The organism is Microbacterium sp. LWO13-1.2 (assembly GCF_038397725.1).
GTDB lineage: Bacteria > Actinomycetota > Actinomycetes > Actinomycetales > Microbacteriaceae > Microbacterium.
This window is the reverse complement of record NZ_CP151634.1, coordinates 2,613,268-2,628,561: the sequence shown is the minus strand read 5'-3', so window position 1 is coordinate 2,628,561 and position 15,294 is coordinate 2,613,268. Positions and strand designations below refer to the sequence as shown.

The 15,294-nt window shown below is 66.3% G+C and carries 14 protein-coding genes; 4 read left to right on the top strand and 10 right to left on the bottom strand.

The genetic code is table 11. From position 1 onward, the window contains the following. Positions 1-61 precede the first annotated feature (61 nt). Positions 62-1,111 (top strand): Lrp/AsnC family transcriptional regulator, encoded by a 1,050-nt coding sequence (locus tag MRBLWO13_RS12425; RefSeq protein ID WP_341974304.1) that lies wholly within the window; start codon positions 62-64, stop codon positions 1,109-1,111. Between the two features lie 76 nt (positions 1,112-1,187). Here MRBLWO13_RS12425 and MRBLWO13_RS12420 read toward each other — a convergent pair whose 3' ends face one another. From MRBLWO13_RS12420 to MRBLWO13_RS12380, 9 genes are all read right to left on the bottom strand, one after another. Beyond that, positions 1,188-2,333 carry a serine hydrolase domain-containing protein gene (locus MRBLWO13_RS12420; protein ID WP_341978385.1) on the bottom strand — a complete coding sequence of 382 codons (1,146 nt, stop codon included), beginning with the start codon at positions 2,331-2,333 and terminating at the stop codon, positions 1,188-1,190. Positions 2,334-2,335: 2 nt separating this feature from the next. Then, positions 2,336-3,304 (bottom strand): glycosyl hydrolase family 32, encoded by a 969-nt coding sequence (locus tag MRBLWO13_RS12415; RefSeq protein WP_341974303.1) that lies wholly within the window; start codon positions 3,302-3,304, stop codon positions 2,336-2,338. Between the two features lie 63 nt (positions 3,305-3,367). Continuing rightward, positions 3,368-4,534 carry a serine hydrolase domain-containing protein gene (locus tag MRBLWO13_RS12410; protein ID WP_341974302.1) on the bottom strand — a complete coding sequence of 389 codons (1,167 nt, stop codon included), beginning with the start codon at positions 4,532-4,534 and terminating at the stop codon, positions 3,368-3,370. Positions 4,535-4,542: 8 nt separating this feature from the next. Beyond that, complete coding sequence (locus MRBLWO13_RS12405) at positions 4,543-5,397, bottom strand: carbohydrate ABC transporter permease (RefSeq protein ID WP_341974301.1); 855 nt, start codon at positions 5,395-5,397, stop codon at positions 4,543-4,545. Next, complete coding sequence (locus MRBLWO13_RS12400; RefSeq protein ID WP_341974300.1) at positions 5,394-6,356, bottom strand: sugar ABC transporter permease; 963 nt, start codon at positions 6,354-6,356, stop codon at positions 5,394-5,396. Before MRBLWO13_RS12400 ends, MRBLWO13_RS12405 begins: the two co-directional genes overlap by 4 nt. A 64-nt stretch (positions 6,357-6,420) precedes the next feature. Next, entirely contained in the window at positions 6,421-7,770 is a 1,350-nt protein-coding gene (locus tag MRBLWO13_RS12395; RefSeq protein WP_341974299.1) for an extracellular solute-binding protein, read from the bottom strand. A gap of 324 nt (positions 7,771-8,094) precedes the next feature. Next, positions 8,095-9,120 carry a LacI family DNA-binding transcriptional regulator gene (locus MRBLWO13_RS12390; RefSeq protein WP_341974298.1) on the bottom strand — a complete coding sequence of 342 codons (1,026 nt, stop codon included), beginning with the start codon at positions 9,118-9,120 and terminating at the stop codon, positions 8,095-8,097. Between the two features lie 97 nt (positions 9,121-9,217). Then, the gene (locus MRBLWO13_RS12385) at positions 9,218-10,831 is read right to left on the bottom strand and encodes an amidohydrolase (protein ID WP_341974297.1); all 1,614 of its coding nucleotides are present in this window, start codon (positions 10,829-10,831) and stop codon (positions 9,218-9,220) included. Continuing rightward, positions 10,828-12,258 carry a cytosine permease gene (locus MRBLWO13_RS12380; protein ID WP_341974296.1) on the bottom strand — a complete coding sequence of 477 codons (1,431 nt, stop codon included), beginning with the start codon at positions 12,256-12,258 and terminating at the stop codon, positions 10,828-10,830. The genes MRBLWO13_RS12385 and MRBLWO13_RS12380 overlap by 4 nt, the downstream gene beginning before the upstream one ends. Positions 12,259-12,344: 86 nt before the next feature. Here MRBLWO13_RS12380 and MRBLWO13_RS12375 point away from each other — a divergent pair, with 86 nt between their 5' ends. From MRBLWO13_RS12375 to MRBLWO13_RS12365, 3 genes are all read left to right on the top strand, one after another. Further along, entirely contained in the window at positions 12,345-13,001 is a 657-nt protein-coding gene (locus MRBLWO13_RS12375) for a TetR/AcrR family transcriptional regulator (protein ID WP_341974295.1), read from the top strand. 174 nt (positions 13,002-13,175) lie between these two features. After that, positions 13,176-13,997 (top strand): hypothetical protein, encoded by an 822-nt coding sequence (locus tag MRBLWO13_RS12370; protein ID WP_341974294.1) that lies wholly within the window; start codon positions 13,176-13,178, stop codon positions 13,995-13,997. A gap of 215 nt (positions 13,998-14,212) precedes the next feature. Next, positions 14,213-14,551 carry a hypothetical protein gene (locus MRBLWO13_RS12365; protein WP_341974293.1) on the top strand — a complete coding sequence of 113 codons (339 nt, stop codon included), beginning with the start codon at positions 14,213-14,215 and terminating at the stop codon, positions 14,549-14,551. 34 nt (positions 14,552-14,585) lie between these two features. On the opposite strand, the gene MRBLWO13_RS12360 is transcribed toward MRBLWO13_RS12365, so the two are convergent. Continuing rightward, positions 14,586-15,164, bottom strand: coding sequence for a hypothetical protein (locus tag MRBLWO13_RS12360; RefSeq protein ID WP_341974292.1), 579 nt, complete (start codon positions 15,162-15,164; stop codon positions 14,586-14,588). Positions 15,165-15,294 lie beyond the last annotated feature (130 nt).

Genomic DNA, 15,294 nt, shown 5'->3' with positions numbered 1-15,294 from the left:
GGGTTGAACTTCGGTTCACTGAAGAGCACAACTGATCCGGATATGAGCTAGATTGCCACCTATGCTGCAGGAAACAGTCATCGATGAGGTCGACCGCCAGCTGGTGAACGCGCTGCAGATCTTCCCGCGGATCAGCTGGATGCAGCTGGGCAAGATCCTCGGCTATGACGCCACGACCCTCGCTCGGCGGTGGAGCAGATTGCGTGATGCCGGGCTGGCATGGACGGTCTGCTACCAGCAGCCCGAGCATCTGGCCGTCGACCTTCCGGCGATGGCGCTCATCGAAGTCGACGTCCGCGCCGGGCAGCGCGAACAGGTCGTCGCCGCCCTCACGCCGCTCGAGGAGATCATCGAGATCGATCGGACCTCGGGCGCCCGAGATCTGCTGCTCACCGTCGTGCACTCGAGCATCGCGACGGCCGATGCCTTCGTCGCAGCGAGCATCGCCGGTGTTCCCGGCATCCGCGCGACGCGCACCCGATTTGCCCGCACTCTCTATAAGGATGGAGCCCGCTCGCATCTCGACGTCCTTCCGCCGGAGATGCTGAACGCCCTTCGCCGTGCGGCCGAGGGGTTCGCCGGCGAGCCATCCGCCCCTACGCCACTGCTTGTGAGTGTCATGCGGTGCCTGCTCGCCGACGCACGCCGACCCGCGTCGGAGATCGCAGCCGAACTCGGACACTCCGTCACGAGCATCACCCGCGCAATCCACCGCCTGTTCGGATCTGCATGGTTCACAGCGAAGACCGACTTCGCGCACCACGCTCTCGGCTACACCACCGCAGCCTCGCTCTGGTACCGCGTACCGTCCTCCGAGCTCAACGCCGTCGGCGCCAGCGTGGCCGCGGCGCCAGGAGTGCGGATGTCCGCGGCGATCCTCGACAGGATGAATCTCGCGATCACCGTCTGGCTGCGCCACACCCAGGACCTGGAATCGTTGCTCATGCGCATCGAGCACGCCCACCCGCGAATCGAACTGTGCGAGACGTGGCTCATCCCGTCGGTCGCGAAACGTTCCGGAGCCGTCCTCACCGAAGACGGAAGGTTCTCGCACCAGATCTCCACCTCGCACGCTCTCGCGCCCGTCGGTGCGCAGACCCGTACTCGCTAGCGCTTCGGGTCAGCGAGGGCGATGTGTCCTCATCGACGACGCGCCCACGCACTCGATGAGGAGCATCCTGCCTCCGCTAAGTGAGAGTCTCGCGCAGCACGTCCACGATGACCGTCGCTCGATCGTCGCCGGCCTCCATGAGGTTCGTCAGGAACGCGAATCCGACCTTCGCCTCGGGGTCCGCGAATGCGACCTGGCCGCCGGCGCCGTCATGGCCGAACCCCCGTGGTGTGAGGTATCGACGCGCGTCGGAGTCGAGTTGGAATCCCATCCCCCAGGCGGGCCACGGAGCAGGCGCCTCGAAGAACGGTTCTCCCGCGCTCTGGACCTGCGTGGCGGAATCGCGCACCGCGTCCCCGATCAGGCGATGGCCTGCAGTCTCGGTCACTGTCGCGGACCAGATCGCGGAAAGAGCGCGAGCGGTCGCGATGCCTCCGGCTCCCGGCACGATCGCACGGCGAATGGCGGGGTCGTTGAAGCCGGTGCCCGCGCCCACGAGCGCGGGAGGCAACGCCCCTCCCAACGTCATCGCCCGGGCGGGCCAGGGGTTCTCCTGATCGTCGACGATGCGCCGGGTCAGCTCCGCCAGCGTCTGCCCTACGGACATGTCCGCCACCCTGCCGGTCACCTCGTCCGGTATCCCGATCCAGGCGTCCACGCCCAGCGGCCCGGCGATCGCCTGCTGGAAGAGCTGGTCGATCGGGAGCCCGGTGGCGCGCCGGAGCACCTCGCCCACGAGCCATCCGTACGTGATCGGATGGTAGGAGTACGCCGTGCCCGGCCGCCAGAACGGTCCTTCGTCCTCGATGGCCGCGACGACGTGGTCGAAGTCGAGCAGATCCATCGGAGCCAGCGCGCCGCGGAGCGCCGGCAGCCCTCCGCGGTGGGCCAGGAGGTGCCGGACCCTGGTGCCCTCCTTGCCACGGCGCGCATACTCCGGCCAGTGGTCGGCCACGAGATCGTCGAAGTCGATTCTTCCCTGCTCGACGCACTGGGCGACGAGGATCGCCAAGAGCCCCTTCGTACAGGAGAAGATCACCGATGCTGTGTTCTCCTCCCAGGGCGCGACCGGCGTCGCCTGCCCGCCCCAGAGGTCGACGACGTTCCGCCCGTTCACATGGATCGAAAGCGCGGCGCCCATGCCGTCGCGCCCGTCGAATGCTCGCGTGAAGGCATCGACCACCGCACCGTACCCGGTGTCCGCGACTCCGCTGATCCGCATACTCACGTCTCCATGCTCCGCACCGAAGGCCACCCTTCATCGTCGATTGTCAACGGGATCGGATCCGAGATCCGGCCGCCGAATGATCCGTCCGCTCCGGTGTTCACGAAGCCGATGAGCGCCTGCCGTCCGTCACGCTCGCGCACGACGCGCGCCGCGTACAGCGACTCGTCGTGGATCTGGCGCGCTTCCTCGATGTCGCACCACCCCGTCGCCGGATCGCGCGGAGCCACCCAGACACCGCCCTGTTGGAGTTCCCGCCGAGCACCCGCGAGGTGTGCGCGGTCGCAGGAGAAGAGGACGAAATGCCGGCCGTCGAACTCGACGGCCTGCAGGACCTCCAGATGAGCGAACCCTGCACCGGGCGCGCTGAGCGGATCATTAATGGTCCAGGAGACGAGATCGTCCGATGTGGCGTGCCCGACGACGCCGAGGTCCCGATCGTCCGGGGTGCCGGCGACGCACCGCGCCCGCGCGGTGATGAGCATGTGCCAGACGCCGCCCTCGAAGAAGACCCACGGGTCTCGCCATGCCTCTTCGGGCCACGTCCGGTCGGGCAGCGTCTCGTACCAGCGCGGGTCCGCCCGCAACGGCGGGCGCTCCGTCTTGGACCAGCTCTGCAGATCCCGCGAGTCGGCGGTGCCGATGCTCTCGATGTTGGTGTGCTCACTCGGATCGAGGAAGAGCGAGCCGGTATAGAACATCCGCCACCCGGTGACAGTGCGCACGACGCACCCCGTCCAGGTCGCCGTCCCGTCGAACTCTCCGGCGGTTCCGGGCTCCAGCACGACCCCTTGGTCCTCCCAGTCGCGCAGATCCTGCGAGATAGCGTGGCCGACGACGGCGTTCCGATGACGCAGGTACGGGTCACCGAGCGCGCGGGGCGCGTTCAGGTAGAAGAGGTGGAACCGATCGCCGTCATCGGCGATCCAGCAGTCCCAGACCCATCGGTCAGGTAGTTCGAACGGCATCGCTGCCCTTTCATCTCATGGTCTGTCGTGGTCGGCACCTCGGCGCCGGGGGCGCTCGGCGCGTCAGGCGCCCTTCAGCACGTCGCCCAGTGCACGCACGATCGAATCTCCGCGGTCGTCGGAATGGAGCTCGATGAGGTTCGTCACGTAGGCGAATCCGACGCCGTGCCTCTGATCGGCGAACGTCACCTGCCCTCCAGCGCCGTCGTGCCCGAACGAGCTCGCGCTCAGGAACGGCCGCCGCTCGGACGGGATCATGAACCCCGCACCCCATCGGGGGTAGGGGCCGGGCAGCCACCACACCGGCTCACCCTCACTCTGCACCCGCACCATGTCGGTCACGATCTCGTCGCCGAGGAGTCGTACGCCGTCGGTCTGACGAACCGTCGACGACCAGATGGTCGCCAGGGCCCTGGCTGTCCCGATGCCGCCGGCGCCCGGCACCTCGGCCAAATGGACGCGGGGGTCATCGAAGCCGGCCCCCGGAACCACGAGGTCCGCCGGGAAGGCGGCGCCGAGCGTCATCGTGCGCCCCATCCACCGCGCCTCCTCCTCATCGAGAGCGGGCATGCCTCCCGGCGGGGGCACCTCCATGCTGCGGCCGCGCACGAGACGGGCGACCAGAGGCTGCCGGGCTTCGGGGATGCCGATCCAGGCATCCGCCGCGAGCGGCGTCGCGACCTCCTCCTGGAAGAACTGCCCGACGCCGACGCCCGTGACACGACGGACGAGCTCGCCGACGAGCCAGCCGTAGGTGAGGGCGTGATAGCCGTACGCGCTGCCCGGTTCCCACAGCGGCTCCTCTGCGGCGAGTCGCTCGACCATCGAGGACCAGTCCAGGGCGGTGTCGAGGTCGACGTCCTCACGCAGTGCCGCAAGCCCCGCGCGATGCGACATGAGCTCACGCACCGTGATCCTGCCCTTGCCCGCTGCTGCGAACTCGGGCCAGTACCGCATCACGGGCGCATCGAGTTCCAGTGCTCCGGCCTCCACGAGGCGGGCGATGAGAACGGCGACCAGGCCCTTGGTCCCGCTGAAGATCACGGCGGGGGTCGCCTCGGTCCAGGCCAGAGCCGGATCCTCTGCGGCGTTGCCGTGCCAGACGTCGACGACGGTCCGTCCGTCGACGCGGATGCTCAGTGCGGCTCCGCCCCTCTCGTTCGCAGTCGTGGCGAACGCTCTCACGACCGGCTCGAACTCCGACTCGGCGATGCCTTCGATGTTGTTCATGAGACCCTTCAACCCTTGATTGCAGAACTGGCGATGCTGGCGACGAACCAGCGCTGGAAGATCAGGAAGACGACCACCACCGGGGTGATGAAGATCACTCCGAACGCGAGAACGCTCCCCCATTCGGGAGGTTGAGCGGCCTGGAAGACACTGAGTTCGAGGGGTAGCGGGCGAACCGAGGTGTCGGTGACCATCAGCACCGGCCAGAGGTAGGAGCCCCACTGCGCCAGGAAGGTGAGGATGGCGACGGTTGCGAACGCCGGCCTGCTCATCGGAACGACGATGCTGAAGAACGTGCGGAAAGGACCGGCGCCGTCGAGTCGAGCGGCTTCTTCGATCTCGTTCGGAATCCCGAGGAAGAACGTGTAGAAGAGGAAGATCGAGAACGCGCTCGCGATGAACGGCAGAGCCTGGACGAAAACCGTGTTCCGGCTTCCGTTGAGCATGAAATAGAGAGGCAGGGCGACGGCCTCGAACGGGATGATCGTCAGGACGGTGACGGCGACCAGCACGAAGGAGCGTCCCCGCCATCGCATGCGCGCCAGAGCGTAGCCCGCGAGCGAGTTGACCAGGAGCCCGCCGATGACGACGATCGCGGTGACCACGACGGACACCATGATGAACTGCCACAGGTACCCCGTCGTCGAGTTCGAGAACCGGCGGATGACGTCGAGATAGTTGTCCCAGGTGAGCTCGCTCGGGAAGAATCCCTGGATCCCGGAGAGAACCTGATCCCCGGGGCGGAAGCTGCCGACCACGAGATAGTAGATCGGCGCGAAGAAGATCACGGCGAACAGGACGAGCAGCGCGTACTCGACCACACGGGTCGCGATGCCTCCCGATCGGCTGCGGACGATGCTCATTCGACCCCTCCTTCCTGGCGGATCAGCCGCCGCTGGATCAGCGCGATGAGCGCGACGATGATCAGGAAGACCACGGCCATGGCCGATCCCTGACCGATGTTGTTCTGGTCGTAGCCGGTGGTGATCACCTGGAACATCACTGTCTGGGTCGCCTCGATGTTGATGGACGCGCTCTTGTCGAGCAGGTAGACCTGATCGAACAACCGGAACGCGAAGATGGTTGTGAGCAGCGTGACGAAGATCAAGGTGTTCCTCACCCCGGGCACCGTGACGTGGATGAACTGGCTCCATCGACCTGCGCGATCGATGGATGCCGCCTCGTAGAGCTCGGGAGGCACGCTCTGCAGCGCGCCGAGCAGGATGATCATCTGGAAGCTCACGCTCTGCCAGATGGACATGACGATGATCGCGCCGAGAGCCGTCGCCGGATCACCCAGCCAGTCGTGCGGGCCGATGGCGCCGCCGCTGATCGCATCCAGGAAGCCATTGAGGAGACCGTTCTCGTCGCGGGCGAAGATGAGCCGCCAGATCACCGCCACCAGCGCGAGAGGAAAGACGAGGGGCATGAAGAACAGCGTGCGGAACACCGTCATTCCGCGCAGCTTCCGGTTGATGAGGATCGCGAGCCCGAGAGCCAGCGCGGTCTGCAGCGGAACGACGACGATGGCGAAGGCGAAGTTGTTCGCAAGCGATCGAAGGAAGGTCGAGCTGATATCGGGATCGAAGAGGAGCCGCGCATATTGCTCCAGCCCGACGAACCGCGGTGGACGGGGGTTGCCGAGCTGGATCCGGAAGAACGACATCACGACGGCGCCGATGAACGGGATCGCGAGGAAGGCGGTGAGAAGGATCAGGCCCGGTGCGGCCATCAGCGGACCAGCTCCGCTGCCCGGAGGCCGATTGCGGCGCTTCGCCCGGCTCTGCCGGGAGCTGCCTGTGCGTATCGAGGAAAGGGTCATGTCACGTCCTTGGGAGGGATTGCGCGCCGGGCTCGGATCGAGCCCGGCGCGCAATCCGAGCGGCCTACTTGTAGTCGTCGTTGTCTTCGAAGTCGCGATCGATCGCGCGGGCCGCCGCCGCCAGGGCCTCGGAAGCATCCGCCCCGCCCCAGACGGCCGCGAGGGCCTTGCCGAACTCGGCAGTGACGACGGGATAGCCCGCGGTGATGGGCCGGGAGACCGCGACGCAGTCAGCGGCGAGGACGTCCTCCGTCGGGCACGCGGACTCCAACTGCTCGGAGAGGTATGCCAGGGGCTTGCCTTCTCCGTACAGTTCGGACCCGCTCAGTGCCGAGTGCGTCGCCGGAGGCGCACCGTTCGCCGCGGTGTACTCCTGCACAACCTCGTCGCTCATCAGGTAGTCGAGCAGCGCTCCGGCTGCGGCCGCATTCTTGGTGGCGCCGCCCATGCCCCAGGCGATGGTCCCGGATCCCGTCTTGGCGCCTTCGCCGAAATCGGGAAGCGGGCCCACCACCAGGTCGTCTCCCAGCGCTTCCTTGTAGGCCGGGTACAGCCAGTTGCCCATCCAGTTCAGCGCCACCCGCCCCGACTGGAATGCCGCGCCGTCGGTGTCGGGATCCGTGTAATCCCGCCAGGAGGTGAAGGTCTCGACCGCTTCGATCGCCGTCTCGGAGTCGAGAGCCCCGGCCGCCCTGCCGTCCTTGATGAGCGGAGTCCCCGCCGACCAGAGCACCGGAGCGAATGCGTAGATCCCGTACTCCGTCGAGAACCCGTTGTTCTCGGCGAGCCCGAACGGCTTGCCGTCCGGGTCCAGTACCGCGAGCTTGTCGAGAACCTCGCTGAACTCATCGGCGGTCCATGCCTCGGCCGCGCTCGACGGCATCTCGACTCCGGCAGCGTCGAGGAGCTTCTTGTTGCCCCACATCGCCAGACCCGAGTTCATCATGCCGACGGCGTACAGGTCGCCGTCGACGGTGTTCTGCCCCTTGATCGCCTCGGTCTGGTTCGCGACGGTCTCCTTCGAGACCCAGTCGTCCAGAGGTGCGATCCGTCCGAGGTATGCGAAGTTCGCGATCAGCGGGCCGTCGACCTCCACGACGTCCGGGAGCTCTTCGTCGGTCGCGGTCTGCAGGGCGGTCGTGAACTGATCGGCAGGAATGAACTGCATGTCGACCTCGATGTCGCCGTTCGATTTCTCGAACCCGTCGATGATCTTCTGTATCGCCTCGTTCTCCGCCGACTGCCCGTCGAGCGCCCACACCGTGATCGTGCCGGTGCCGGAACCCTCTTCGACTCGCGCGGACGGATCGGCGGCACCGGCGCAGCCGGCAAGCAGAAGCGTGGTCGCGAGACCGAGTGCAGAAGCACTCAGCCATCGGCTCGGTACACCGGCGATAGCGTGCTGTGATGGCATGCGAAATGACTCCCTCGTCTTGTTGTGTGCATGGAACGGATGCCCGAAACGGCTTTCTCGCAGTCCCGTCGGGCTCGAAGCAGAACCCGCGTGTTTTCAGGTGCTACAACCATTTAGCATCTTGCACGATCCGGCGATCGGCGTCAAGCGCGCGCCTCTCAGATGTCAGCGGGTCGCACCTGCGCCGGGCGATGACCGCCGTCTCAGCGCGACGCGGGCAGCAGCCCGACGGGCCGGCGATCAGAGAGGGACTCGCGGGTACGGATGCTCAGCGCGGCACCCGCCGGAGCGGGAGCTCAGCGCTGCATCCCCCGGAGCGGGAGCTCAGTGCTGCAGGGGCGCGACAGAGGCGCGGGTGATCACCGGCATGGGCACGAGCGTGTCGACCGCGTCCGAATGGTGCAGCAGGATGTCGACCGCCTTCGCGCCCATCGTCTCGTGCGGCAGGCCGATGGTCGTCAGCCCGGGGCGGAGATACGATGCGAGTTCGTCGTTGTCGAACGAGATCACGGAGATGTCATCCGGAACCGACAGCCCCGCGTCCGCGAGAGCCTGGTAGGCGCCGAATGCGATCCGGTCGTTCAGGCAGAGCAGCGCCGTCACCGGTCGCCCTCGTTCGAGTACCGCTTGCGTCGCGGCATAACCGCGATCCGGGACCCACATCGAGATCGGCTCCTCGTCGATGAACTCGAGACCGTGCTCGTGCATCGCCTGGATGATCCCCGCCATCCTTCGCGACACGGCGATGGATCGCAGCAGCTCGGAGCCGGCTTCGTCCCGCTGTCCGATGAGCGCGATGCCCTCGCGATGCCCCGCCTTGACCAGCACCTCCACTGCCGCCCGACCGCCTGCCTCCTCGTCGGGCAGGACGGAACGACGGTGCTCCGAGCTGATCGCGTTGAGCATCACGACCTCGGTACCCTCAGGAACAGGGGGAAGGCTCACTTCCCGGGCTCGCATCGATGCGAAGAGGATGCCGTCCGCCTGCCGGTCGAGCACCGCCTCGACGGCGACGGACTGACGTCGGGGGTCGCCGTTCGTCTCCATCACCAGCACCACATGGCCTGCTTCCTCCGCGGCAGTGATCGCGCCCTCGATGAGCCCTGACGCGAATCGCGTCGTCGTCACCATGTCGGAGATGAACCCGATGGTGTGCGTCTTGTCGCCGCGAAGCGCGCGGGCGGACAGGTTCGGTCGGTAACCCAGCGCTTGAGCGGCACTGAAGGCTCGATCCCGTGCATCCTGCGAAAGCCGGGTGTTCGGCCTCCCGTTGAGGATCAACGAAACGGCGGTCTGCGAGAGTCCCGCGAGCTGCGCGACATCGGCAAGAGTCGGCCGTTTCTCCCCCACGCTGTTCCTTCCTTGTCGCCGGGCGAATGCGCCCAAGGCAAGAATATGGGTTGATGCGATGAAGCCTGCACGACGCCATCATCGGCAAGGTCTGCGATCACGACGCCCGGTAGCGTGTCCTCCCGGCGACGATCGTCTGGATCACACGGGCGTCGAGCAGGGAAGCCGGCCCCTCGGTGAACGGATCGGTGTCGAGCACGATCACGTCCGCAGCGAACCCCGGGGCAATACGACCTCGCCAATCGCCGTCGCCGACGGACGCCGCGGCATCGCGCGTCGCGTGACCGATCGCGGCCGCGAGAGGGAGCGCGAACTGCGGATGGATGGCGCCCACGCTCCGATCGAGCGCCGAGGCACGAGTCGATGCCACGTACATGTTCGCCAACGCCTCGTGCGGGGCGGTCGGAGCATCCGTCGAGAAGGCCAGCAGCGCTCCGGCATTCTCATACTCCGGCCACGGGAACGCGCGGTCGACACGGTCGTCGCCGAGCATCTCCGCCCAGTTCGCGAAGATCGCGGGGTCGCTGTGCACCGGTTGCATCGATGCGGTCACGCCGAGGCGCGCCATCCTCTCGGCCGTCCCGGGGGCCGCGTATTCAAGGTGCTCGATGCGGTGGCGTCGCGGTCGGTTCCCGTTGACCGCGATGGCGTGCTCGATGGCGTCGAGCGCGATCTCGCTCGCGTAGTCGCCGATCGCATGCTGCGCGATCTGAAGGCCCGCGGCATCCGCTGCCACGACGACGGGATTCAGTTGCGCGACGGGCCAGATGGGCTCGGCGTTCGATCCATCGGCATACGGATGCCGCATCGCCGCGGTGCACGCGTCGATGACCCCGTCGAGGATGAGTTTGATGCCGACGACACGGAGCCAGGGAGAGGAGGCGTCGCGCGCGAGCTCCGCCGCGCGAGCGACTTGCGCAAGGTTCTCATCATCGTCACCTGTGTTTGTGATGATCCAGTGCGCGGCGACGCGGATCGGCAGCTCTCCCCCGTGTCGCACCTCAGCCCGCTGGAGCGCCGCGAGTCCGAACTCGTCGAAGGCCATGTCGATCGCGCCGGTGACCCCGGCGGCCAGGTAGGCGTCGATCACACGTTCCACGTCTGCATCACGGTCGGCGTCGGTGGTGGTCTCGTCCCGATGAGCCCAGGCGTACTGGGTCGCGGCGGTCTCGTAGAGCAGCCCGGTCGGCTCCCCCTCGGCATCCCGGGCGAAATGCCCGCCGATCGGATCCGGAGTCTCGCGGGTGATGCCGAGTTCCGCCAGCGCCGCGCTGTTGACCCAGCACGAGTGGTAATCGTTCGCGTCGAGGTAGACGGGGATGTCATCGACGACCGCGTCGATCATCGCCGCTGTCGGAGCGCCATCCGGCACTGAGTCGAACAACCATCCTCGGCCGCGCAGGACCGCAGCATCCGGATTCGCGGCCCTCGCCTCAAGCAGCAGCGCCTGGATCTCATCGAGCGAGCGCGCGGCGGTGAGCGGCACCTGGCCGAGCGCGGCACCTGCCATGAGGAGGTGGGTGTGAGCATCGGTGAAGCCGGGAAGGACGAGTCGGCCCTCAAGATCGACCGTCTCGTCGGCCGAGGGGGCGCCCTCGGCTGTACCGACGTAGGTGATCGTCTCGCCATCGATCACGAGAGCCTCGACCCAGGCGAGTGCAGGGTCCGGATCTGCGGTGAAGATGCGTCCGTTGAGGTAGCGGGTGGTCACGGTCGACCGTCCTTTCCGAGAGGTGTGCGCAGCAGGCCGGCGTAGAGGACTGCGGCGACGAGCATGCCGACGGGCACGGAGAGATCGATGTACCCGGTGATCTCGGCGACCGGACCGCTCCAGACGCTCGTCGACAGGCACAGCGCGGTCGCGATTCCGCCGACGATGAGCGCGGTTATGCCGGGGATGCTCCATCCCGCCGAGTACCAGAACTGGGCGCCGGGCCTGTCGTGGAAGAGGTCGACGCCGTCGTAGTCGTAGCGGCGCAGGATGACGTCGACGACGAAGATCGCCATTGCCGGCCCCGACACGACGACGAGGAACTGCAGCATGAGGTTCGCGGCTTCCACGAGGTTCGACGACAGCACGAGGTAGATCGTCAGTGCGGTGCCGACGACGCCGACGATGATCGCTGCCGGGATGCGGCGCAGGCGGAAGCCGATCGCCTGGAGGGCCATGCTCGACGTGTAGGCCGTCATGGCGTTGAGGGCGATCGTGTTGATGATGACGCCGATGACGAGCACCGGACCGAGCCATTCGGGCAGCAGATCCAGGAGGGCGACGTCGATGCCGGTCTCGAACGCGGCGACGCTCAGCCCTGTCGCCAGCAGCACGCCGACGGTAGTGAAGACGATGAAGGGGATGGCGCCCCCGAGGGCGGTCGCGGCGGTGATGTGCGAGGGCTTCGTGTCGCGCGGGAGGTAGCGGGCGATGTCGGGGCTGTTCATGAATGACAAGGGGGTCGAGGCGAGGATCGTGAAGCCGATCGAGATCGCCGACCAGAGGGCGGGTCCGCTCAAGGGCTCGGGGGCGGCGTACGCCCAGTCGACGGTCGGGAGGATGAAGGCGGCGACGGCGAGGAAGATCACGAACAGGGCGGCGGCCATGTAGGGGTAGGCACGCAGGATCAGCCCGTGACCGAAGATCGCGACGAGGATCGTGATCGCGGCGACGACGACCGTGACGCCGATCGGAACCCAGGTCGGGTCGTCCATGCCGGCGCGCCGCAGCAGGTCGGCGCCCATGAACGAGGATGCGAGCCAGGTCAGCGAAAGGAAGACCGCGCCGATGAACCAGCCGACCACGGCGACGAAGAGCCGGTTGCCGAGGACTCCGTACATCGCTCGCGTCACGACCGAGCCGGAGGTTCCAGCTGCCGGTCCGCTGCCGGCGATGATCCCTGGCAGCACCCAGAGCAGCGACGCCGCGACGATCACGGCGATCGCCTGCCAGATCTCGAGGCCCAGCAGGATCAGCGACGCACCGATCGTGAGATTCAGGATGCTGACGCTCGGAGCCGCCCAGATGAGGAACAGGTCGCGCGCTCTGCCGTGGCGTTCGGCATCATCGATCAGCTCGATGCCGCGCGTCTCCGGATGGGTTGCCGTGTCGACGGCGTCGGCACCGACGGGGTGGATCTGGGTCATGGAGTTCCTTTCGGGAGGAGCGTCATTGCTGTCACCTTTGTTATTGGTCACATGCCCAATGGACTATTGGTCACTCATTCAATAGCATGGGTGGGGTGACGTCAAGCACTTCTTCGAGCACTGCTCCCCCGCGAACTCGCAAGCCTCCGGAAGAGAGGCGGGAGGACATCCTCGCGTGCGCCGCGTCGATCGCGATCGAAGAGGGACTCGAGCGCATCACGCTCCGGGCGGTCGCAGCCCGACTGGGTGTGCGGCCAGGGCTGATCACGCACTATTTCCCCGTCGCAGAAGATCTGGTGGTCGCGGCCTTCGCCCGCGCCGCGGTGCTCGAGCGCGAGCAGTTCTTCACCTCAGACGGCACCCCCTTGCAGAGGCTCGCCCACTTCGTGGACCACATCGAGCAGCGCCGCTCGCTTCCGTTGGCGAAGCTCTGGCTGAACGCACGGCATCTGGCGCGGTTCAGTCCGACGCTCGATGTCGAGTTGGAGGTGCAGGACGCCCTCGACCGGGAGCGTCTGACGGCCATGATCGTGGACGGCATAGCCTCCGGCGACTTCGGAGCGGTGGATGCTGAAGCGGCGTGCATCCGGATCCTGATCGCGGTAGATGGCGGTGGGTCCTATGTGAACGCCTCCCGGCAGATCGAGCATCCGGCGCATACGCGAGTCGTGGCGGATGTTGCGGAATGGGCGCTAGGGATGAAGAAGGGGACATTGCGGGCGGCTATTGACGCGGGGGCGTGAAAGTCTGTCGAGGAGCACCGAGCCTGGTTTTCGTGCGAAGCCTGCACGTGCCCTCGGGACAGGTGCGGCGCGGCAGGAGCGACGACAGCCCGCACCGGTAATCTGGCGGTGGCGTGGGCGATAGTCGGCGGAGTCAGGGGTGCGTAGATGAGGGCGTCAACGAATAAGCGGACCATGGTGTTGCACAGTGCTCACCAGCACCAGTTCGACGTGCCCGACAGGGACCTCGTGTTCTACGACCAGCCCTACGACACCGAGCAGCTGTCGCGCATCACCGATGTACACCTGTGGTCGCCGCTTGACGGGCCAATCGACCGTCTCCCCGAGATCATCACTGCGATGACGAACTTGAAAGCCCTCAGCATCGGGCCGGGGCGGGTCCTCCCCACTGTCGTCACCCAACTGCGGCAAGGCGATCTCCCCGAGAGTCTGGAAGAGCTCTTCGTGCACGTCGGCGAACGGACCCTGGTATGGCCAGATGTGGTGGTGCCGAACCTGCATACCCTCTACGTCGGCGAACCCTTCCGATTCCAGAACGAGCACTTCCCCGAACTCCGGGCGCTCTCCCTCTACCCGCAGAGGTCTCTGAACAATGTGAGGCAGGCGCTCGAACTGTCGCTCGAAGAGCTGAACCTGCTGAACGTGCCCACTGACGAGGAGATCTTCCGCCTCGTCGAACCCGTCGGGCTGCGCCGGCTCGGGCTGATCGGTGGACGCACGCTGAAGAGCCTCACCGGAATCAGTGCGCTCTCCCAAATGGAGTCACTGCGGCTGAAGAATCTCACAGCCCTGGGCGACATCTCGGAACTGGCGACCCTGCAACGATTGGAAGTCCTGAACATCCAGTACTGCAAGAAGATCACCGGCATCGCGGCCATCAACGAACTCCCCGCCCTGCGCCGGCTCACCCTCGTGGGGTGCGGGGCTATCGGACTGAACACGATCGAGCAGAAGATGTCGACACTGGAATGGGCCAACACGGGCGCGACCACGTGACCGTCGGCCCCGAGAGACCGCTCGGTAGCCTGTAGAGCATGACGGACCTCTTTCAACGTGCGGCCGGATGCTTGCGGGAAGCCGGTTGGACGTATGAGCCGCCTCTGCCTGCGAATGGCGGACTTCCCTCTGCGTTGCGGGCGGCGCCCGAAACGGTGATCCGCTGGGTGTCCTCGTTCTCAGTGCTTTCGAGTTCAGACGATACGGTCTGGTTCTTGTCTCGCGACGACTACTCCCCCGGAGCGGAAGGTGCGTTCGCGTGGAACGAGCTGGAAGAGCTGAGCATCCAGGCCGCTACGACGGATGACGAGGCCGTCGAGGTTTCCCGTTTTTGGAAGCGCCACCTGCCCATCCTGCTTTCCGTTCGCAACGGATACGAGTACCTGGCGGTGCGGGACGATGGAGCAGTCGTCCACGGAACTGAACCAGAGTTCGAAGAGGCCGTTGTCGCGTTCCCGCACTTCGAGGATCTGCTGACGTACATCAGCTCGCGGCCAGCCCGACGGGACCACTTCGTCGATGGATTACTGTTCGGTGCCACCAGCAATCCCTGAAACTCCAATACGAATGTGAGTGATTGGCGTTCCATCAGAAGTCGATGAAGCCAGCGACGACGTCGCGCACGGTCCCGTCCGCACTCGGTGTGCCATAGAAGTACACCGAGCCAAATCCCCACAGATACTCCGCGATAACGTCCTCAAGCTCGCCCTCCACGGGCCAACCCTCTTCATCGATCTGGAACAGGAATCGGTGCCCATCCGCGCGCACGGCGTCCGCGAACGCGGGCTCGCCCTGAATCAAGACGGGTTCGTCATCGATCCGCACCAGAGCCGGCGTAGACCCGGCGTCTGGCCTTGCGACAAGCGCTGTCGCACGCAGTCCCGACCACCCCAGGTCATCCCGCAACCCACGCGGCGAGGGTTCATGAACGATCGCCCGCATGGCCATGTCCGGATAGACGAGATCCTCGTCTTCGATGCTGAAGCCGGCACGCAACACCACCGACACCTCACGGCTGCCCGTCCACGACGCACAGACCACGTCAAGAGTCAGCAGATATCGGTGCGTCTCCATAAGCGGATGCGTCTCGATCACTGACGGCGGAGCACCACCCAACCGCGCCCCGTCCGCGCGATCCGGCAAAGCGGGATACAAGAACACGGGCATGATGCCAGCCTATGGGCACCTCGAAACCGGCCACAGGTGGGAGGGCACTGCCTGCGGAGTGGCATCCCTCGACAGGTCGGGCTGACAGGATTTGAACCTGCGAACCTTTGACCCCCAGGCAGACGGTTCA